The organism is Arcobacter peruensis (assembly GCF_003711085.1).
Lineage (GTDB): Bacteria > Campylobacterota > Campylobacteria > Campylobacterales > Arcobacteraceae > Poseidonibacter > Poseidonibacter parvus.
The window spans coordinates 1,640,801-1,661,570 of record NZ_CP032363.1 but is presented as its reverse complement, the minus strand read 5'-3'; the positions used below and the strand labels follow the sequence as shown (position 1 = coordinate 1,661,570).

The 20,770-nt window shown below is 27.3% G+C and carries 20 protein-coding genes and 1 pseudogene; 14 read left to right on the top strand and 7 right to left on the bottom strand.

The window, feature by feature from the left end:
- Positions 1–8: 8 nt before the first annotated feature.
- The gene (locus D3Z07_RS08325) at positions 9–1,370 is read right to left on the bottom strand and encodes a L,D-transpeptidase family protein (protein WP_122893595.1); all 1,362 of its coding nucleotides are present in this window, start codon (positions 1,368–1,370) and stop codon (positions 9–11) included.
- 1,006 nt (positions 1,371–2,376) lie between these two features.
- Here D3Z07_RS08325 and D3Z07_RS14430 point away from each other — a divergent pair.
- The 3 genes and pseudogenes from D3Z07_RS14430 to D3Z07_RS08310 form a co-directional block, all read left to right on the top strand.
- Positions 2,377–2,982: pseudogene (locus tag D3Z07_RS14430) on the top strand (methyl-accepting chemotaxis protein); the annotation flags it as partial.
- Positions 2,983–2,991: 9 nt separating this feature from the next.
- Complete coding sequence (locus tag D3Z07_RS08315; protein ID WP_122893593.1) at positions 2,992–3,387, top strand: PAS domain-containing protein; 396 nt, start codon at positions 2,992–2,994, stop codon at positions 3,385–3,387.
- 13 nt (positions 3,388–3,400) lie between these two features.
- Positions 3,401–4,504 (top strand): ADP-ribosylglycohydrolase family protein, encoded by a 1,104-nt coding sequence (locus tag D3Z07_RS08310; RefSeq protein WP_206423276.1) that lies wholly within the window; start codon positions 3,401–3,403, stop codon positions 4,502–4,504.
- Here D3Z07_RS08310 and maf read toward each other — a convergent pair.
- A complete protein-coding gene (gene maf / locus D3Z07_RS08305) occupies positions 4,473–5,042 on the bottom strand; it encodes a septum formation inhibitor Maf (RefSeq protein WP_122893592.1) in 570 nt (189 codons plus the stop codon). The two genes, D3Z07_RS08310 and maf, sit on opposite strands and share 32 nt — an antisense overlap.
- A gap of 80 nt (positions 5,043–5,122) precedes the next feature.
- Between maf and D3Z07_RS08300 the strand changes: the two genes are divergently transcribed.
- Positions 5,123–6,073 carry a ketopantoate reductase family protein gene (locus tag D3Z07_RS08300; protein ID WP_122893591.1) on the top strand — a complete coding sequence of 317 codons (951 nt, stop codon included), beginning with the start codon at positions 5,123–5,125 and terminating at the stop codon, positions 6,071–6,073.
- Here the strand turns inward: D3Z07_RS08300 and D3Z07_RS08295 are convergent.
- Positions 6,063–6,395, bottom strand: coding sequence for a hypothetical protein (locus D3Z07_RS08295; RefSeq protein ID WP_122893590.1), 333 nt, complete (start codon positions 6,393–6,395; stop codon positions 6,063–6,065). The genes D3Z07_RS08300 and D3Z07_RS08295 overlap by 11 nt on opposite strands.
- 115 nt (positions 6,396–6,510) lie before the next feature.
- On the opposite strand from D3Z07_RS08295, the gene D3Z07_RS08290 reads away from it, so the two are divergent.
- A complete protein-coding gene (locus tag D3Z07_RS08290; protein WP_122893589.1) occupies positions 6,511–7,392 on the top strand; it encodes a DMT family transporter in 882 nt (293 codons plus the stop codon).
- Between the two features lie 6 nt (positions 7,393–7,398).
- Entirely contained in the window at positions 7,399–8,688 is a 1,290-nt protein-coding gene (locus tag D3Z07_RS08285) for a tellurium resistance protein TerC (RefSeq protein WP_122893588.1), read from the top strand.
- A gap of 147 nt (positions 8,689–8,835) precedes the next feature.
- Here the strand turns inward: D3Z07_RS08285 and D3Z07_RS08280 are convergent, their stop codons facing one another.
- Positions 8,836–9,450, bottom strand: coding sequence for an NlpC/P60 family protein (locus D3Z07_RS08280; protein WP_122893587.1), 615 nt, complete (start codon positions 9,448–9,450; stop codon positions 8,836–8,838).
- Between the two features lie 50 nt (positions 9,451–9,500).
- Entirely contained in the window at positions 9,501–10,013 is a 513-nt protein-coding gene (locus D3Z07_RS08275; protein WP_122893586.1) for a C40 family peptidase, read from the bottom strand.
- A gap of 85 nt (positions 10,014–10,098) precedes the next feature.
- On the opposite strand from D3Z07_RS08275, the gene D3Z07_RS08270 reads away from it, so the two are divergent.
- Together D3Z07_RS08270 and D3Z07_RS08265 are read left to right on the top strand one after the other, a co-directional pair.
- Positions 10,099–10,656 (top strand): hypothetical protein, encoded by a 558-nt coding sequence (locus D3Z07_RS08270; RefSeq protein WP_122893585.1) that lies wholly within the window; start codon positions 10,099–10,101, stop codon positions 10,654–10,656.
- Positions 10,657–10,723: 67 nt separating this feature from the next.
- Positions 10,724–10,918: a hypothetical protein gene (locus D3Z07_RS08265; RefSeq protein WP_076083554.1), complete on the top strand. Its 195-nt coding sequence runs from the start codon at positions 10,724–10,726 to the stop codon at positions 10,916–10,918.
- 35 nt (positions 10,919–10,953) lie between these two features.
- Here D3Z07_RS08265 and D3Z07_RS08260 read toward each other — a convergent pair whose 3' ends face one another.
- The gene (locus D3Z07_RS08260; RefSeq protein ID WP_122893584.1) at positions 10,954–11,430 is read right to left on the bottom strand and encodes a hypothetical protein; all 477 of its coding nucleotides are present in this window, start codon (positions 11,428–11,430) and stop codon (positions 10,954–10,956) included.
- A gap of 9 nt (positions 11,431–11,439) precedes the next feature.
- Positions 11,440–13,995, bottom strand: a complete 2,556-nt coding sequence (alaS, locus tag D3Z07_RS08255; protein ID WP_122893583.1) for an alanine--tRNA ligase — start codon at positions 13,993–13,995, stop codon at positions 11,440–11,442.
- Positions 13,996–14,179: 184 nt separating this feature from the next.
- Here alaS and trxA point away from each other — a divergent pair, with 184 nt between their 5' ends.
- The 6 genes from trxA (at position 14,180) to dapB (ending at position 20,769) form a co-directional block, all read left to right on the top strand.
- The gene (trxA, locus tag D3Z07_RS08250) at positions 14,180–14,497 is read left to right on the top strand and encodes a thioredoxin (protein WP_076083564.1); all 318 of its coding nucleotides are present in this window, start codon (positions 14,180–14,182) and stop codon (positions 14,495–14,497) included.
- Positions 14,498–14,634: 137 nt separating this feature from the next.
- Positions 14,635–16,047 (top strand): DASS family sodium-coupled anion symporter, encoded by a 1,413-nt coding sequence (locus D3Z07_RS08245; RefSeq protein WP_122893582.1) that lies wholly within the window; start codon positions 14,635–14,637, stop codon positions 16,045–16,047.
- Positions 16,048–16,095: 48 nt separating this feature from the next.
- On the top strand, positions 16,096–18,258 hold the full coding sequence (locus D3Z07_RS08240; RefSeq protein ID WP_122893581.1) for a sensor histidine kinase: 2,163 nt from the start codon (positions 16,096–16,098) through the stop codon (positions 18,256–18,258).
- Positions 18,258–18,914, top strand: a complete 657-nt coding sequence (locus D3Z07_RS08235) for a response regulator transcription factor (protein ID WP_122893580.1) — start codon at positions 18,258–18,260, stop codon at positions 18,912–18,914. Before D3Z07_RS08240 ends, D3Z07_RS08235 begins: the two co-directional genes overlap by 1 nt.
- A gap of 136 nt (positions 18,915–19,050) precedes the next feature.
- Positions 19,051–19,980, top strand: a complete 930-nt coding sequence (gene trxB, locus D3Z07_RS08230) for a thioredoxin-disulfide reductase (RefSeq protein WP_122893579.1) — start codon at positions 19,051–19,053, stop codon at positions 19,978–19,980.
- Between the two features lie 15 nt (positions 19,981–19,995).
- Positions 19,996–20,769: a 4-hydroxy-tetrahydrodipicolinate reductase gene (gene dapB, locus D3Z07_RS08225; protein WP_122893578.1), complete on the top strand. Its 774-nt coding sequence runs from the start codon at positions 19,996–19,998 to the stop codon at positions 20,767–20,769.
- The last annotated feature ends 1 nt before the right edge of the window (position 20,770 follow it).

Sequence of the window (20,770 nt, the reverse complement as noted above, 5' to 3'; positions counted from 1 at the left end):
GGTTTAATTCAGAAGTTTAACTTCTGAATTTTATCATATCCATATACGTCATTATAAAATGATAATTTACCATTATTAACTTGTGCTGTTTGGTATGTTAGGTGAATAGGTAGTTTTTTATTTAGTCTAATTGTATCTGTTTTTTGGCTATCATAAATACCTCTAACTTTTTTATATGAATACTTTGTATAGTTTGTTGATAAATATTTCATTAAGCTTACTGGATGCTCTAATCTAATACAACCATGACTAGTAAATCGTATCTTTTGTTTAGAAGATTTAAATCTCCATGTTCCAATAGTATCATGCATATATACAGCATAGTCATTGGGGAAAATAAATTTCATTCTTCCCATTCCATTTGTTCTTGATGGAAGTTGAATAAACTTATATGGAATATATTTAACATTTTTCTTTAAATATTTTTTCCATTTAACATCACCCCATTTGATTTTTTTAGAATCAAGTCTATAGTTTTTTCTAATAACTATATTTTTCTTTCTAAGATAGTTCCTATCTTTTAAAGCTTTTGGAATAATACTACTTTTAGCAATTGAATCTGGAATATTCCATGTTGGATTTACAATAAAATATGCTAATTTACTTGAAAGAACTGGTGTTTGTGCATCTGGAGCACCAACAACTGTTCCAAAAGTTTTTGTTCTTTTACCCTCTTCATAAAATGCGAAGTTGTATGTAGGCACATTTAATTGAATAAAGTTATCACTATTTGAATACTTTAATAATTTAAGTCTTTCTATATTTAATCTTAATTTATTTTGTTTTGCTTGTGATAAAGAAGAATCATTTAGCTTTTTAATTAAAGCAAAAAACTGTGGATGTTTTGGTGTATAAGTTTCTAAGATAGAACTAACACTTTGAGTATTTGAAGAAAATTTTTCTATTAGTTTTTCTTTATTTATATCAACATTATATACTTCATAATCTTGATTTGCATCTCTATATTTTCTTTTTCTTAACTCTTTTTTAAATGCAGATTGATTGATACAAGAATTACTTAAATTTTTAGTATATTCATAAAAAAGCTCTTCTAATTTTTTTGACTTTTCTGCAGGATTATCTAATTGTAAGATATTTTGATAATCAGCTTCACTTCCACAAATTGAAGCATATTTATCATTTTTTAATATCTCTAAAAACTCTATTTCATTTGTTTTAAGATTTATAGTAGGAGTTTTTTCTACATTTTTAACTTCTTGAATCTTTACATCTTTAATAACTTGTTTTTGCATTGAGTTATTTACAGCCATATTGTCAGATGTTGATACGTCTTGTTCTACAATTTTATTTGTACAACCACTAACTAGTGCAAGAATTGCAATAGTTGATAAGATGCTTGATATTTTCATTAATAGTCCACCATTGGTTAGTTATTTTTATGCATTATATCTAAAATAGGTAAACAGTTAATTAATATAACTATTTATATTATTTACAATGATAAGTAAAATAAAATAAATAATTGAACATATAGCGTTAACTAGGCATTTTATAAAGGTTTATATATATTTATAATTATTATAGTATAATAAAATAATTTTTATAAAAAGTGGTGAGCTCATGGTTAAAAACATTTCAACTAAAAAACGTCTAATACTTAACTTAGTATTAACACAAATAGGATTTGCAATTATAAGCATTGTTGCAATATTAAGTAATTCTAAAATTATAGCAATTGTTACAGTAAATGTAATCTTTGCCATCATTATTACGTATTTTACAATTTCATCTATGAATAGAATCATAGGTGGAATTGATAGACTTAAAAAATATATAGACGATTTAATGGAATTTGCTTTCTTTAGAACAAATCGTATTAAAAAAGCTGAATATATTAAAAATGATGAAATTGGTGCTATTTTACATGAATTAAATCAATATGTTGATAAATTTGATTCAATGAGAAAAAAAGATATGCATGTTTTAGGTGAAGTTGTAATTGCATTAAATAAAGTTTCTCAAGGTATATACACTTCAAGAATTCATGCAGATTCGGAAAACTTTATGATAAGCACGCTTAAAAGAATTGTAAATTCAACTCTTTTAACAACTGATAAAAATATGGAAGAACTTGTTGCTATTATGGATAAATATGCAAATCAAGATTATCGTGACCAAATGGATATAAATCCTATCTTAAAAGGTAAAATGCTTATTACAATGCAACAAATAAATAAATTAGGTCAAGAGTTAAATGATAATGCTAAACTTAATTTAAAGAACGGAACAAAACTAGAAAGTAATTCTATTAGTATGCATAAGTCTGTTGAAAATCTATCTGTACGAGCAAATGAACAAGCTGCTTCTTTAGAAGAAACAGCAGCAGCTATAGAAGAAATTACATCAATAACAAAAAACAATAATGAAAATGCGATAAAAATGGCAAAACTTAGTAAAAGTGTAAAATCATCAGTTGAACAAGGTGAAAGATTAGCAAACCAAACAACTTCATCAATGGATGAAATAAATCAAAAAGTACAAGCTATAAATGAAGCAATAAGTGTGATTGACCAAATTGCTTTCCAAACTAATATATTATCTTTAAATGCAGCAGTAGAAGCCGCAACCGCAGGAGAAGCTGGTAAAGGTTTTGCCGTAGTTGCAGGTGAGGTTAGAAATTTAGCAACAAGAAGTACACAAGCAGCAAAAGAGATAAAAGATTTAGTTGAAAATGCTAGTTTCAAAACAAGTGAAGGTAAAAAGATTTCAGATGAAATGAGTGAAGGATATAGCAACTTAAATCAATTGATATCTGAAACAATCACTATAATAGATGATGTAAGTACTGCTTCAAATGAGCAATTAACGGGAATTGAGCAAATTAATGATGCCGTATCTGTTTTAGACAAAGTAACTCAAGAAAATGCCAATGAAGCCAATTGTGTTGCAGTATTTGCAGATGAAACGCTTTCAATGGCGGAAGTTTTAGTTCAAGATGCTAAAAATAAGAAAGTGAATTAGGAAAGAATTATGGGAAAAGAAATGATTTTAGATGATTATGCATTTTTAGTAAGTGAAACTGATGAAAAAGGACTTATAAACTTTGCAAATGATGATTTTTGTAATTTAGCAGAATATTCAGTTGATGAACTAATTGGTAAACCTCATAATATAGTACGACATAAAGATATGCCAAAAGCTGCATTTAAAGATTTATGGGAGACTGTACAAAGAGATGAAGTTTGGAGTGGTTTTGTTAAAAATTCAACTAAATCAGGTAATTATTATTGGGTATTTGCAACAGTTTTCCCAACAATTACATCTGATGGAAAAAAAGGTTTCTTATCTTGCAGAAGAAAAGCCACAAGAGAAGAAATCGAAGAACATACACAACTATATAAAGATTTAATTTTAAAAGAAAAATAAAAGAGATAGTAAATTGGATACTGATAAATCAAACTTAAAACGAGAAAAAGCAAAGGCTGCAATAATAAATCTATTTATAGGTGATGCTTTATCAATGCCTGTTCATTGGTTTTATAATCGTTTTGATATTTTAAAAGCTTTCTCTCCTTATGGTATTACAAAAATGGAAGATGCTCCTTCATTTCACCCAAGTTCAATAATGAATTTACACTCTACAAAAAGTGGTGGAAGAAAAAATAAGAAAAATAATCTAGAAAAAGAAGTTGTAGGTGATGTTATCTTAAAAGGTAAGAGTCATTTATGGGGAAAGGCTAATATTCATTATCATCATGAAATGAAAGCAGGCGAGAATACTTTAAATGCTTGGTGTGCTAAATGGCTTATGCAAAGTCTAGTAAAACAAGATGAATATAATTGTAAAGACTGGGCAGAAGAGTATATTAATTTGATGACTTCTTCTAAACCTAATCATCCAGATACCTATGCTGAGAGTTATCATAGAGAGTTTTTTGCTAATTACTCAAATGGTAAAGAAGTATTAAAATGTGGTGGTATAACACATGATACTCCTTCAATGGGGGCACTTGTTAGTTTAAGTATTTTAGCTTTGAGTTTATTTTCATATAAATCTTTAGAGGAAGTAATTAAAACTTGTCAAGAACATGTTTTCTTAACGCATCCTGATGAAGGCTTAATGTATGTAGTAAAAAGCTATGTTATTTTATTACATAATTTACTTCATGAAACTTCTAATGTCGAAATTCTTAATGAAATAGATAAAGCAGCAAGTGTGATTCCTAAAACTAAAATATCTAAGCTTATTAGTTTAGATAAAGATGACTCTTATGTTTTAGGACAAAAGTATTCACTTGCTTGTTATATCACAGACTCTTGGCCTAGTGTTTGTTATTTGGCATCTAAATATTATGAAGATCCTAAAAAAGCTTTACTTATTAATACAAATCTAGGCGGTGAGAATGCTCATAGAGGTTCTGTTTTAGGTTCTATTATTGGACTAGCTTCAAATAAATTTGATGAAGATTTATATAAGAGTTTAGAACAACACAAAAACTTAGAGTTGTTAATCAATCAGTGGCTTGACAAGTTTTATCCATAAAAACTTTTAGTTTTTCAACACAAAGTCCCATAGCTGTACTTTCATAACCTTTTACACTTTTAATATAAGGTTTACAAAAACCTTCAACCATAATAGCGCCTGCTTTTCCAAAGCATTCACCTGATTTAATATACTCTTCCATATGTTTTTCATCAAATTTTTCAAATAAATATGTAGTAATTGATATATCAATTAGCTCTTTATTTTTTGATTTATAAATCATACAAGTTATAACTGAAGTTTCATTTCCACTTTGAAGTTCTAGCATTCTTCTTGCTTCTTCTTCATCTTTTGCTTTTCTTAGAAGTTCACCATTTGATGTAACTACACTATCTGAAACTAATAAAGGCATATCTTCAACGCCATATTTTTTATATAATTCGTTGAATTTCCCTTTTGTTGCTTCATAACAAAATGATTTTGGATTTGTTGTTTTTATGCTATCTTCATCAAAACTCCCACCATTTTGAATAAAGTTGATCTTTGCATTATTTAATATTAAAGCTCTAGTAGGTGAGTTTGAACCTAATCTTATCACGAGATACCTTTTTTATTTGAATTATACACAATTTGTATATAATAGCGTTTTAAAAAATACAAAAAATTATAGGAATAAATATGAATATAGCAATAATTGGAGCAGGTGGAATTGGAGCTTATTATGGAATGATATTACATGAAGTTGGATGTAATATTACCTTTGTAGCAAGAGGGGAGAATTTAAAATATTTAAAAGAAAATAAAATGAAAATGACTCATCCAAATTATGTAATAGAAGATAAAATAAACACATTAAGTATAGAAGAATTAACAGCTTTAAATCCAAGTGATTTTGATGCGATAATAATTGCTACAAAAGCTATGAGTACAGAAAGTATTTCAATAAAATTAGCAAAATGGATAGAAAATAGCAAAGATATTCCATACTATGTATCACTACAAAATGGTGTTGAAAATGAAGATATTATGCAAAAATATTATCCTAAAGATTTTGTAATAGGGGGACTTACTAGACTTATTGTTTCACATACTGTATCTTTAGGTCATGTTCATTGTTCTGGTGAAGTTCAGACATTAATAGGTGCCCTAAATCATACAAAAGAGAATGCTATTTTTTTAAATGAATTAAAAATCATTTTAGATAAAACACAAACAAGTACATTTATTTGTGAAGATATTAAACTTGAACTTTGGAATAAACTTATTATAAATAATGGTGTAAATGCAATTTGTGCTTTAATACAAGAAGAATCAGGTCCTTTATTAGAAAATGAAAAAACATCAAAATTAATTTATGGACTAATGAGTGAAGCAGCACTTGCCTCAAATGCAGTTGGCGTTAACCTTACACAAGAAGATGCAAATAAAATGTTTGAACTAATGAAAACTTTTCAATCTGTAAAACCATCAATGTGGGTTGATACTCAAAACAACAGAGACCTAGAACTAGATGAAATCTGTGGAGTTGTTATCAAGAACTGTGAAAGCCAAGGTTTTGATGCTCCTTATACTAGAAGTATTTCTACTGTATTAGAATTCTTATATGCAAAAAGAAGAGTTAAGGAATAGTTTCTATATTCACTAACTCTATTCTATTACAGTCTTTTTTAAACAGTTTTCTAGCTGCTGCATCTTCTTCTGCTAGTGCTAAAATATCAGGAAAGTCATCTTTTTGAACTTCAAGTTTATAAAACTGCTTTACAGTTCCAATTTTAAAAGCTTCATTTGATTCTTCATTTGAAACAAGATGAATATTTCTAAAACCTTTTGCAAACTCATTTTTTATTACTTTTGCAATTTTTTCATTCTCTAAAAGCTCTTTTAAACTAATCTCTTTATTTACATCGTTTTTACATAATAATTTATATGTAACTTCAATTTTTCCATTCACAATTGTGTCCTTATTTTTTTTCATTTTTTATTATAGTTTAATATAAAACAAACAAACAATTTTATAACAATATGTAAGATTTTATGTATAATGTCAAAAAAATCAAAGCGATTATATGAAATATTTTATTTACTTAACTCTTGCAGTTTTATTTTGGTCTGGAAATTTTGTTTTTGGACGTATGGTTTCTAGTGAAATAGCAGCAATAGAACTATCATTTTTTAGATGGTTTTTTGTATTTCTAATTTTATTACCATATTTAATATATAGATCTAAACATATTATGAAATTTTTTAAAAAAGATTATCTTATTCTTATGATTTTTGGAATTATTGGAGTTGCAGGTTTTAACACTTTTTTATATCTAGGATTAAAGACTACAACTGCTACAAATGCATTATTAATTAATTCTAGTATTCCAATAATGATTATAGTTTTATCTGCGTTTATTTTAAAAACTACTATTACTAAAATACAAGGCTTAGGAATCATTCTTTCAACTCTAGGAGTAATTTTCTTAATACTAAAAGGAAGTATTGAGAATATAATCAATCTACACTTTACTCATGGGGATTTATGGATACTGTTTGCTTGTGTGAATTGGGCTTTATATACGGTACTTTTAAAATATAAACCCAAAGAATTAAATGCCTTAGATTTTTTAAGTATTACTGTTTTTATAGGAATAATTGTATTAAGCATTGTTTATTTTTATGCAGGTTATAGTTTTGATTTAGCTGTATTTGAAAATGACAAGGTTTTATATTCATTGATTTATATGGTTGTTTTTCCTTCATTATTATCTTTTTATTTTTGGAATACAGCAATTGTTGAAATAGGTGCAAGTAGAGCAGGGCAATTTACACATTTGATGCCAATTTTTGGGGCAATATTAGCTTTTATTTTTCTAGGTGAAAGATTAGAAATGTATCATGTTTTTGGTATTTTATTTATAGCTCTTGGTATTTATTTATCAATTTTCCTAAAAAAAGTATAGTTTATTATGAAAATTCTTACAAGTATTGCGGGTTTATTAATTTTCTTTTCTTTTCTATTTACTATCTTTTCTTATTTTTATAACCCACAATTACTCATATATGCAAGTTTAGCAGCTTGGCTTGCACTTATTATATTGTTTACATCAATAGTAAAGAAAAAGATGCTTTTAATCCTTTTTTTCTTAAGTTTACTTGCCTTTATTATTTCTTTATTAAATGGTTTTGAAATAGATTTTATAAAAGTCTTTACAGTAAATCAGTACTTACTAACATTACTAATTGGTGTTGGGTTTTTAAGGCTTATTGCAATTCCTAAAAAAGATAAGCAAAACAAATTACCAATAGGAAAAGAGTCTTTTTTCAAAACATATTTAGGTGTACATTTATTTGGATCAGTTATTAATCTTTCTTCTTTAGTTTTAGTTGCTGATAAATTCTATAAAAAAGGTCCTTTGACTAATACTCAAATAATTTTGCTAACAAGAGCTTTTTCTTCAGATGCATATTGGTCACCATTTTTTGTAGCTTTTGCAGCAGTACTAACTTATACACCAAATTTAAATGCTTCTATTATTTTTGTAAATGGTCTTTTTTTAGCTTTAATTGCATTTTTAATTACATATTTAGAAATAATAAAAAATAAAGAGTTTAAGATAGATGAGTTCAAAGGCTATCCTTTATCTTTTGATAGTTTATATCTGCCTTTATGCTTAGCTTTTTTAGTACTTTTTACAAATCATTATTTTCCACAAATTAAAGTAATAGTTTTAGTATCTTCTTTTGCTTTACTTCTTACACTATTTACACTTCCTATTAAGAAAGGTTTTAAAGAAGCTATAAAGCAGTTAAATACTCATATAAGTAAAGAACTTCCAAATATGAAAATGGAAATGTCACTTTTTTTAATAGCAGGAATGTTTGGTATTTCAATTGGTTCAATATTAATAGGTTTAAATCTAAGTTTACCTTTTGAAGTATTTGATTGGATAATTGCTTCTATTCTTTTAGCAATATTTATTATCTTAGCTTTTGTGGGAATTCATCCAATAATTACAATTGCAGTTATTGGTGATTTTTTAAGTGGTGTTAATCATACACTATTAGCAGTAACATTTCTAATGGCTTGGTCAACTACGGTTTCTACATCACCATTTAGTGGCTTAAACTTAACAATAGTTGCTAGATATAAAGTTGAAGGTTCTAGAATATTTAAATTAAATATAAAGTATGCACTCAAGATGTATATAATATGTGTTTTATGTTTATTTATTTTATCTTCATATTTACAAATATGATAAAATCATACAATTATCATATCACTATTATATAATTTTTATGTAAAAGAGGTAGATGCAAACTCATTTGTATCCTTTCTGCTTCCTAAATTATAAATCTTTTGTATTTACCTTGCTTTTACTTTTACTTACAAAACTCTTTTTAAATCAATATATAATTCTTCTTGATGTCCAATATGCTTTTTTATAAAATGGTTTATCCACTTTTGAAAACTTAACACCCTTTATTGATGCATGCATAAAGTCACCATTTCCCATATATACTCCAACATGTCTATCTACTTTTCCTGTTTTGAAGAAAATTAAATCACCTAATTCTAGATTAGATTTTTTTACTTCTTTTCCAACTTTTACTTGTGTTCTAGTACTTCTTGGAATTTTAATATCAAATTTCTCTTTATAAATTCTTTGTGTAAAAGCAGAACAATCAATTCCTTTTTTTGAGTTTCCTCCAAATCGGTATTTTACATGTTTCCATTCATTATAAAAATCCATAAACTCTTGGTTCATATCTTTTACATCATTTTCTGTTATAGTTTCATCTGCATCTATTAATTTTTTGTATTCTTCTGGTGTTATAATAGGTTCATATTTTACTTCAGTTTTTTCTGCTTGCTCATTTTTAACTAAAAGATTGGCATTTTGAGCTTTTGAATCTGTATTATTTTTGTATAATGTATTCTCTACGTAAACTTCTGATTTGCTTTGACAGCCAATAAAAAATAAAAATAACGGTAAAGCTAAATGTGATTTTTTAATCATTTTCAATCCTTTTTATACTTGTTCTATAAGTCATTTTATCGTTTTTTTACTTAATCAATAATTCTCTTAGATTTCCAATAGTGTCTGTTAAAGTAGATATTATTAAGCTTTGAGATTGTTACACCCTTACTTGTAGAAGCATGCATAAACTTTCCATTATCAATGTATATGCCAACATGACGGGAGTTTTTACCTGTTTTAAAAAAGACTAAATCCCCATATTGAAGCTGTGATTTTTTTACAGTTTTTCCTATTTTTGATTGATGAAGTGTTGTTCTTGGTATTTTAATATCAAGGCTTTGCTTATATGCTTTTTGAATAAATGCTGAGCAATCTATTCCACTTTTACTATTACCTCCAAATTTATACTTAACACCTTTCCATTCTTTATAAAAGCTACTTAGACTTTTATTTATATAAGTAGTATTAGTTTTGTATTCTTGAATTGTCTTTTCTAATGAAGCACTAGGATAAGTTAAGGTGTTTTTTTTTAAATTTATTTCTTTTTGTGAACATCCCATAAAGAAAAGAAAAATAGAAAATAGAAAAGTTTTTAAATACATGATATTCCTAGATATTTGTTTAATAATGATTAATAGTATTATCATATAATAAAATATAAAATTTTCTAATAAAAAGGACAAGATAATGAAGTATATTTATCTAATAGGGATTGTTTTTTTCTTTAACGCTTGTAGTGCTACAAATTATAATGGCATAACAAATTATATTGATTTAAAAAAAGAAAGAAAACAATTTACAAATAGCACGTGTAGTTTTAATTCTTTTATTATTAATAGTCAAACACCTAAATATGGAAAGATTTTTATTGAACATGTAGAATTAAATACTAACTGTGAATGGAATGGATTTAGTAGGTCATATTTTGATAATTTATTTAAAGAAAAAACTCATGTAAAAAGTATGGTAGCTGTTGAAAGAGTAGATTTTGAAAATTTTGAGTTTAGTACTTATTTAATTAATGATAAATATATCCTAAATCTAATATCTGAGTTTTCAGGTTCTAAAAGTGTTTTTACTCTTGATTATAAAGGTCTACTTTTTAACGAGATGATTAAAAAATTTGATAAAAATTATGTAAGTGTCTATTTGGAAAAACCTAGATTCTCTTCAAATTATAATAGTAGTTTAGTAAATCAAAATATAGTTAAAGATTATTTTAATAAAGAGATTGAAGAGTTATAATATTTTTGATATACAATTTTTGCACAATATTTACTAATAATACAAAATAGTTAATTAAGGAGTTTAAATGTTAAAAAGTATATTTTTATTAATTACAACAGTTATATTATTTACAGGTTGTCATAGATTACATCCAATTGTATCAGCAGCAGTTATAGTTCCTGCAGTAATAATTAGTCCTTTTGTGCATAAACCTTATCACAGAGGTTATTATAATCATCGGGGTTATCATCACAGAGGATATAGAGGGCATCGTAGATAGCCTTTTCTTCTTTAAAGAAAAAGATTTTAAGAGGACTAAAATCCTCTTAAAGTAATACCAAAATAAATAGCTACAATTCCTAGTACAATATTTAAAGGTATATAATACTTTGCAATAGGCATAAGAGCATTTTTTGCACCTAAAAAATCACCAGATATAAAAGCTTTTTCAGCTTTATTTCTTTTTATATAAATAGTTATAAAAATTATAGTCATAACAGTCCATATCGCTTCTTTTGCAATAACAAATGAATATAAAGGTGTACCTTTAAATCCTAAAGTTAAAATCAAAATAACAGCAGTTATAAGTAATATTATAATTGCTGGAATAACCATATTAAAAAATCTTTTTAAATTTTCTAGTGTTCTTTCTAATTTTATTTTAGGTTCTACTATATTTTGCATTGAATAGTGAACTGCAAATCTAATTGCAATCATTCCTCCAACCCATAATACAGCAGAGATTACATGTAAAAAAACTACAAAAGATAAAAATGTTGTTGATTCAGTCATCTTTATTTCTTATAAATTTGCTTTTGCATATTCTAATGCAGCAAATTTAGCCTCTTCAATTTTTGATACATCTTTTCCACCAGCTTGTGCGAAATCAGGTCTTCCACCACCTCCACCACCAACGATTGGAGCAATCTCTTTAATCCAGTTACCAGCTTTAATATTTGTATCTTTACTTCCAGCAACAAGCATTACTTTTTCACCCTTTGCTTGAAGTAATAAAACAGCTACTTTATCATTTGCATTTTTTAAATCATCTACAATTTTTTTGATATCACCATTTTGAACTACATCAACAACAACTTTTACATCACCAATCATTTCTTCACTAATTGGTGCAGCTGTTTGGCTTTGTGCAAGTTCAACTTCTTTTTTAAGCTCTTTGATTTGCTCTTTTAATTTTTTTATACCAGTAATTGCATCTTGGTTTTTAACTTCTTCTTGAACTTCTTGATATTTTTTTATAATTGAATTTGTATATTCAATTGCAGCTAAACCACAAACAGCTTCAATTCTTCGAACTCCAGCGCTTACTCCTGATTCTTTTGTTATATAAATTGAACCAATATCAGAAGTATTATTTACGTGAGTTCCTCCACAAAATTCTACTGAAACATCATCAAAGCTTACAACTCTAACACTATCACCATATTTTTCACCAAACATAGCAATTGCACCTTTGTTTTTAGCTTCTTCAATTGGTAATTCTTCAACATTACCTTTAATTCCTCTTGCAATCATAGAGTTAACTAAATCTTCAACTTCTTTAATTTGTTCTTGTGTCATTGCCTTAGCATATGTAAAGTCAAATCTTAATCTTGAAGTGTCATTTAAAGAACCAGCTTGTGCAACAGTATCGCCTAAAACCATCTTTAGTGCTGATTGTAAAAGGTGTGTTGCACTATGATGTTTTTCAATTTCATTTCTATTTACTACAACGGCTTGAACATTTTCACCTTTTTTAAGTGTTGACTTTTCAACTATTACTTTTGAAAGATTAATATCATAGAATTTTGAAGTTTCAACTACTATTGCAATATGTTCATTGTCTTCTAAAGCTCCAGTATCTCCACTTTGTCCACCAGAAGTTGCATAAAATGGAGTGTTGTCTAACATAACCCATCCTGTTTGGCCTGCTTCTAAAGTATCAACTTCTTGAAATTTCTCATCAAGTAAAGTTACAATTGTAGAATTTTCAAATGTTTTTTCATATCCTACAAAATTGTTTTTACCATATTTTTCAAGTAAAGATTTAAAGTCACCTTCAGATGCAGTATCTCCACTACCTTTCCAAGCAGCTTTTGCTTTTGCTTTTTGAGCATTCATTAATTCATCAAATTTAGCATTATCAACTTTTAGGTTTTTATCTCTTAACATGTCTTCTGTTAAGTCTAATGGGAAACCATAAGTGTCATATAATTTAAATGCAACTTCCCCTGAGAATATCTCTTTTGTTTTTGCTAACTCTTCATTAAATATTGTCATACCTAAATCAATAGTTTTAAAGAATCTTTCTTCTTCAAGTGTTAATTGCTCTTTTATATAGTTAGCTTGTTGCACTAAATCAGTATAGTGTGAACCTAAAATATCACATAAAGTATCATAAACTTTTGCTAAAAATGGTTTTCTAAATCCTAATAAATATCCATGTCTTACTGCACGTCTTAATATTCTTCTAGAAACATAAGGTCTTCCTTCGTTTCCAAATAAAATACCTTGAGAAAGCATAAATGAAGTTGCTCTTAAGTGATCTGCAATTACTCTATATGAACCAATGTTTTCTTTTGTAATTTCATTTTTACTAAGTTCTTCAATTTTTTTGATAATTGGCTGGAAATTTGATGAATCAAAGTTATTTAAAACACCTTCTTTAATAGCAATAACTCTTTCTAATCCCATACCTGTATCAATTGAAGGTTTTGGAAGAGGATTTAAAACACCTTTTGTGTCTCTTTCATATTGCATAAATACTAGGTTCCAGATTTCTAAAAATCTATCACCCTCACCACCTAAATAATCTTCATCTGTGTTGAAGTTTTCTTCACCTTGGTCATAGAAAATTTCACTACAAGGTCCACAAGCACCTGTATCACCCATTGACCAGAAGTTATCTTTATCTCCAAATCTTTTGATTCTTGAAGCATCAATATGTTCTTGCCATAATTCGTAAGCTTCATCATCTGTTTCATGAATCGTAACCCATAATTTATCAATAGGAAGTTCAAGATTAACTGTGATAAATTCCCATGCATAAGCAATAGCTTCTTTTTTAAAGTAATCACCAAAAGAAAAGTTTCCTAGCATTTCAAATAATGTATGATGACGTGCTGTATATCCTACATTTTCTAAGTCATTATGCTTTCCTCCAGCTCTTACACACAACTGACAAGAAGTTGCAGTTGGGTTAGCAGGTCTTGGAATTGCACCTGTAAATATATCTTTGAACTGAACCATTCCAGCATTTGTAAACATAAGTGTCGGGTCATCAGGAACTAAAGGCATTGATGAAACAATGTCATGTCCTTTGTTTTTAAAAAATTCTAAGTACTCTTTTCTAATATCCATAAAAATTATCCATTTTAAATTTAAGTCAAATATTTTATCCAAAAATTAATTTAGGCAAGATTAGTAGTTTGTATAAGTACATATAAAACTTATTTTAAGCTATTAAAAGATAGAATAGCTTAGTTTAATTTTTTAAACTATTTTAAATATCGAAAACAAAACAATTAATAATAAAGGAAATAAAATGGCTAAATATACAGAATTAACTCCAGCAAACTTTGAAGAAATCACTAACAGTGGTGTATCTATGGTTGACTTTTGGGCTCCATGGTGTGGACCTTGTAGAATGATTGCTCCAGTAATTGAAGAATTAGCAGAAGAGTTCGAAGGTAAAGCAAACATTTGTAAAGTAAATACAGATGAAGAGCAAGACTTAGCAGTTAAATATGGAATTAGATCAATTCCAACTATCATTTTCATGAAAGATGGTGAAGTAGTTGATACTATGGTTGGTGCTTCTTCTAAACAAGCATTTACTGATAAAATTAATTCATTAATCTAATAAATACTAATAAATATTAAAAAAGGGAAGATGCAAATGCATCTTCCCTTTTTTTATGCAAAAAATCTTTTAAAAGTCATATAGAGGTCATTTTACTATTTTAATATTTCATTATAAAGAATATTAAGGAGTAAATAATGTTCCAAAGTAGTAAAATTAAAATGATATTACCACTTTTAGTAGTTTTAATTGTGGCAATACTTCCAACACCAGAAGGTTTAAGTGTAAATGCTCACTATTTCTTTGCAGTGTTTTTAGGTGTTATTGTTGGTTTAATTTTAGAGCCAATTCCAGCAGCACTTATAGGTTTAACAGGTGTTGCAGTATCTGCAACTTTTGGTTTAGTAGGTGAAACTGCAAAAGCTAGTCGTGATTGGGCTTTAAGTGGATTTTCTAATGGTGTGATTTGGTTAATCTTTGCAGCTTTTATGTTTGCCTTAGGTTATAAAAAAAGTGGACTTGGAAAAAGAATTGCACTTTTATTAGTTAAATACTTAGGAAAAACTTCTTTAGGTTTAGGATATGCGGTTGCTTTTGCTGATGGAATACTTGCACCTTTTATGCCTTCAAATACTGCAAGAAGTGCAGGAACTATCTTCCCAATTGCAATTAATATTCCTCAAATGTTTGAATCAACGCCAGAAAAAGATCCAAGAAAATTAGGTTCTTATATTTCATGGGTAGCAATTGCAGCAACTTGTGTAACAAGTTCAATGTTCTTAACAGCACTTGCTCCAAATTTACTAGCAGTATCTTTAGTAGAAAAAAGTACTAATATCATAATTTCTTGGGGACAATGGTTTGGAACACTTGCAATTATAATGATTCCATTATTTTTACTTGTACCATTTTTAGCATATATTGTTTATCCACCCGAACAAAAAAAATCACCCGAAGCTCCAGCTTGGGCAAAAAAAGAGCTTGATATTATGGGACCTATTAGTAAAAAAGAGCTTTTAATGTTAGGTCTTGGAATACTAGCTTTAGTAATGTGGATTTTTGGTAGTACTATTGGTGTAAATGGTACAACAGCAGCTATTTTTGTATTATGTTTACTTGTTTTAACTAATGTTATTACTTGGGAAGATGTTATAACAAATAAAGCAGCTATAAATGTATTTATTTGGTTTGCAACTTTAGTAGCAATGGCTTCAGGGCTTAAAAAAGTTGGGTTTTTAAAATGGGCATCAGGATTAATTTCTGGTGGTTTAGTAGGACTTGACCCAATTACAATTGTAATAATGCTTGTAGTATTATTCTTTGTATTTCACTACTTCTTTGCAAGTGTTACAGCACATACAGTTGCATTATTGCCATTATTTTTAGGAGTTGCTACTAATCTTTTACCAGCAAGTATGATGGAACCTTTAGCTTTATTATTAGTAGGTTCATTAGGTCTTATGGGTATTTTAACTCCATATGCAACAGGACCATCTCCTATTTGGTATGGGGCAGGATATCTTTCACAAGCTACATGGTGGAAATTAGGATTTATTTTTGGAGCAGTTTATTTAGGCGCTCTAGTTTTATTAGGGTTTATGATACTTTAGTAACAAAATATTTATAGCAGTAATTAAATTACTGCTATAATACACTTCATGAAAAAACTTATTTTAATATCAATTCTCTTTACAACTTTTCTTTTTGCAAATTCATCAATTTTAATTATAAACTCTTATCATAAAGGTTATGAATGGAGTGATAGTATAATTAAAGGTATTGAAAACACTTTATATCCTCATACTAATATTGATATAAATATTTTATATATGGATTCAAAAAGAATATCAACTTTAGAATATTTCCAGAACCTAAAAGAACTATATAAAGTACAGTTAAAAAATAGAAAATATGATTTAGTTTTAGCTGTTGATAGGTTTGCATATGATTTTGTTTTAGAAAATTATAATGAACTTTTTAAAGATGAACTTATTTTAAGTGTAGGAATTGAAAATTTTAATCAAGTAAGATTAAAAAAATATAATCTTGAAAATAAAGTATCAGCTTTACTAGAAAAAAGAGATTTAAAAGCAAACGTAAAACTAATAGAAACAATTATTCCTTCTATTAAAAAACTCTATGTAATAAATGACAAAAGTGAAAATGCAAAACATACAGAACCTTTGATAAAAGAGCTATTTGATGACTTTGAGGGAAAATATGAATTAATTTATTTAAGAGAAGATAGCTTAAAAGCTTTAGAAAAAAGATTTTCTAAATTTGAAGAAAATTCTGCACTATTATTTGTAAGGTTTTATAAAAATAGTAATGGAGAGCTAAATAAAAACCAAGAAATAGCGAAATTTATAAATGATGCAAAAATACCAATATTTATAACAGATTCAATTTTTAACAAAAAAGGCGCAGTTGGTGGAAAAATTGTAGAACTTGAAAAGTTTGGAAATAGTTCAGGGCAAATGGCCTTAGATATTTTGGAAAATAAAAAATCAATAGTTAAATTATCAGAGGATTTTTCATATGTTTTTGATGCTTTAAAATTAGATAATTTTACACTATCAATTAGTCAAATAAATCATGATTATGATGTAGTAAATAAAAGAATAACATTTTATGATAAATATAGAGGTTTTATTAACTTTGTTTTTACTATTTCTCCTTTCTTAATCTTACTAATTATAGGATTATTTCATAATATTTATTTACGAATTCATAGTCAAAATAAATTAAAGCAAAGAATAGAGTTTGATACAGTTTTACTAAATGCAATTGAAAGTCCAATCTTTTGGCAAGATGATAAAGGTTTGATTGTAGATTCAAATTTAAGGTTTTGTAATTTTATTGATTTGAATGCTAAAGAAATATATGGAAAAAAACTAAGTGATTTAAAAAATACTAAAAGTAGTTTAATAATTAAAATTTTAGAAAAATTTAAAGAAAATAGTGAGTTAAATAATCAATTTAAATTTAATATATCTAAAAATGAAGTAAAAACTTTTTTTATCAAACAAGCCTTGTATTGTGACAATAAAACTAAAAAAAGTGGAATAGTTACAATTTTTACAGATATTACAAAAGAAAAAGAAATAGAAAAGCAAAAGAAAAAAAATGAAGAGTTTGTAATCCAACAATCAAAACTTGCAGAAGTTGGAGAAATATTCTCATCAATTGCTCATCAATGGAAATCACCTTTAGTTGAAATTACTACAATCGCTCAAGAGAGTTTTTATAACTCAAACAGCAGTTTAAACGAAGATGAATCTTATGTAAAAGATATAATGACACAAGTAAACTACATGACTAAAACAATAAATGATTTTCAGGAGTTTATAATTCCTTTTAATGAAAAAAAAGTTTTTAATGTTTTAGAAGCTGTAAATTCTATGCTAGAAATTGTTAATCATAATATTAAATACAATTATATAAATATAAACATTGACGTTAAAGAAGATACAAATTTAAATGTAAATGGATATAGAAATGAATTTATGCAATCTTTTTTGAATATTATAAATAATGCAAAAGATGAGCTATTAAAAATTGATATCAAAAATAGAAATATTAATATTCTTATATATAACGAAAATAAAAATGTAAATATTGAAATAAATGATAACGCAGGTGGAATAAATGCAAAAGATATTCATAAAGTTTTTAAAGCTTATTTCTCAACAAAGAAAGATGGACATGGAATAGGTTTATATATGGCAAAAATGATTATAAAAGATAAAATGAATGGAAAATTAAGTGTGAAAAATTTAGAAGATGGTGCATCTTTTAAGATTACCTTGGAGAATATATAGTGAAAGTATTAGTTTTAGAAGATAATCAAAGATTATTAAATGTAATTAAAAATGCTTTAGAAAAAGAGAGTTATTGTGTTGATACATTTATAGATGGAGATGATGCACTTGAAGCTTTAGATAATGGCTATAACTGTTTTATTTTAGATATAAATGTTCCAAACATCGATGGTATATCTTTGTTAGAGTTATTACGAATTAATCATAAAGACACTCCTGTAATTATTATAAGCTCAAATCACGATTTTGAGAAAATCCAAAAGTCTTATGATTTAGGTTGTGATGATTATATTAAAAAACCTTTTTTTATTTTAGAGTTAGTTCAAAAAGTAAAAAAATTATGTAAGATTCAAAAAAAGTTTTTAGAGTTTGATTCTTCATATAAATATGATTTTATTAATCATATATTATATGAAAATGGAAAAGAGCTTGAATTAACAAAAAAAGAGATTTTATTTTTAGAACTTTTCTCAAAAAACTTACATCATGTTGCAAGTTATGAAGAGATTGAAGAGTATGTATGGGAAGGTGAAGACACTAATCTTGTAAATATCAGAGCTATGATAAAAAGATTAAGAAAAAAAATTCCATATGAATCTATAGTCATTGTTAAAGGTATGGGGTATTCACTTTCTAAAGATGTGAAATTAATTTAATATTTTTTATTAAAAGATAAAAATTATCCTTTAATTTAAGTTAACATTAGTTAAACTATAACTTACATATATTTTAGTATTATTACATCTTTAATAAATACTATAAATTATAAATTACAAAGTACAAGGATTTTATATGTTAGATTTAGCAATTATTGGTGGAGGACCTGCTGGATTAACAGCTGGTTTATACGCAACTAGAGGTGGTTTAAGCAATGTTACAATGTTTGAAATGGGAATGCCAGGTGGTCAAATCACTACTTCATCTGAAGTAGAAAATTACCCAGGACAAAAAGAGATTGTAACAGGTATGGCTTTAATGGAAGATTGGCCAGAGCAATGTAAGAGATTTGGTTTAAAACATGAAATGAATCAAGTAATGACTGTTACAAAAAATGATGATATTTTTACACTTACAACTGCTGATGGAAAAACTCAAGAAGCAAAATCAGTATTATTAGCAACAGGTTCAGTTCCTAGACGAGCAGGATTTAAAGGTGAAGATCAGTTATTTGGAAAAGGTGTTTCTACTTGTGCAACTTGTGATGGTTTCTTCTACAAAGGTAAAGAAGTTGCTGTAATTGGTGGTGGAGATACTGCTTTAGAAGAAGCAGTTTATTTATCAAAAATGTGTTCAAAAGTATATATTGTTCATAGACGTGATACATACAGAGCAGCACCATCTACAATTGAACATATGAAAGCAGCTTCAAATATTGAAGAAGTAACAAATGTTGATGTTGATGAAGTTTATGGTGATAATATGGGTGTAACTGGAATAAAAGTTAAATCTAAAATCACAGGTGAAATTAGAGATATTCCAGTTCCTGGTGTATTTGTTTTTGTTGGACGAGATGTATTAAATGATTCTTTAAAACAAGAAGATGGATCTTTCCTTTGTGAAACAAATGAAGCTGGAGAAATTGTAGTTGATTTAAGAATGAAAACTAATGTACCTGGTTTATATGCTGCTGGTGATGTTAGAATTGAAGCTTCGAAACAAGTAGTTTGTGCTGCTGGTGATGGTGCTACTGCTGCTGTTAATATTATTGAATATTTAGGATAAAAGGAAATTAATTAAATGATTAAAGTTGGAATTTTAGGAAGTACAGGAAGAGTTGGATCTTTATTAATTGATGATTTAGAAATTGATGAACATGCACGTGTAGGTGCTGTTCATGTTTTTGATAAATTAAAAAAACAATTACCTGAAGATACAGTTGTAACTAATGATATGAAAGTATTATTTGATTCTTCTGATGTAATTATTGATTTTAGTGCACCAGCTGCAACTGAAGCTTTATTAAATGAAGTTGTTGAAAATGGTGCTAGAAAACCATTAGTTATTGCAACTACTGGATTTACTAAACACCAACAAAATTTATTAATTGAAGCTAGTAAGCTTGTACCTATTTTATATGCTACTAATATGAGTTTAGGTGTTGCTGTTTTAAATAAACTAGTAGCCCTTGCTTCTAAAACATTAAGTGATTTTGATATTGAGATTGTTGAACAACATCATAAACATAAAGTTGATTCACCTTCAGGAACTGCTCTTACACTTGCTGAACATGCAGCAGATGCAAGAGGATTAGATCTTGATGAGGTAAGAGTTTCAGGAAGAGATGGACAAATTGGTGCAAGAACTAAAGATGAAATTGCAGTAATGGCACTAAGAGGTGGAGATATTGTAGGTCGACATACTGTTGGTTTATATAATGATGGTGAATTCTTAGAATTAAACCATACAGCAACAGCTAGAAACACTTTTTCAAAAGGTGCTATTAAAGTTGCAAAATGGATTATTGGAAAAGAGCCAAAACTTTACTCAATCAATGACGCTTTAGGTTTATAGA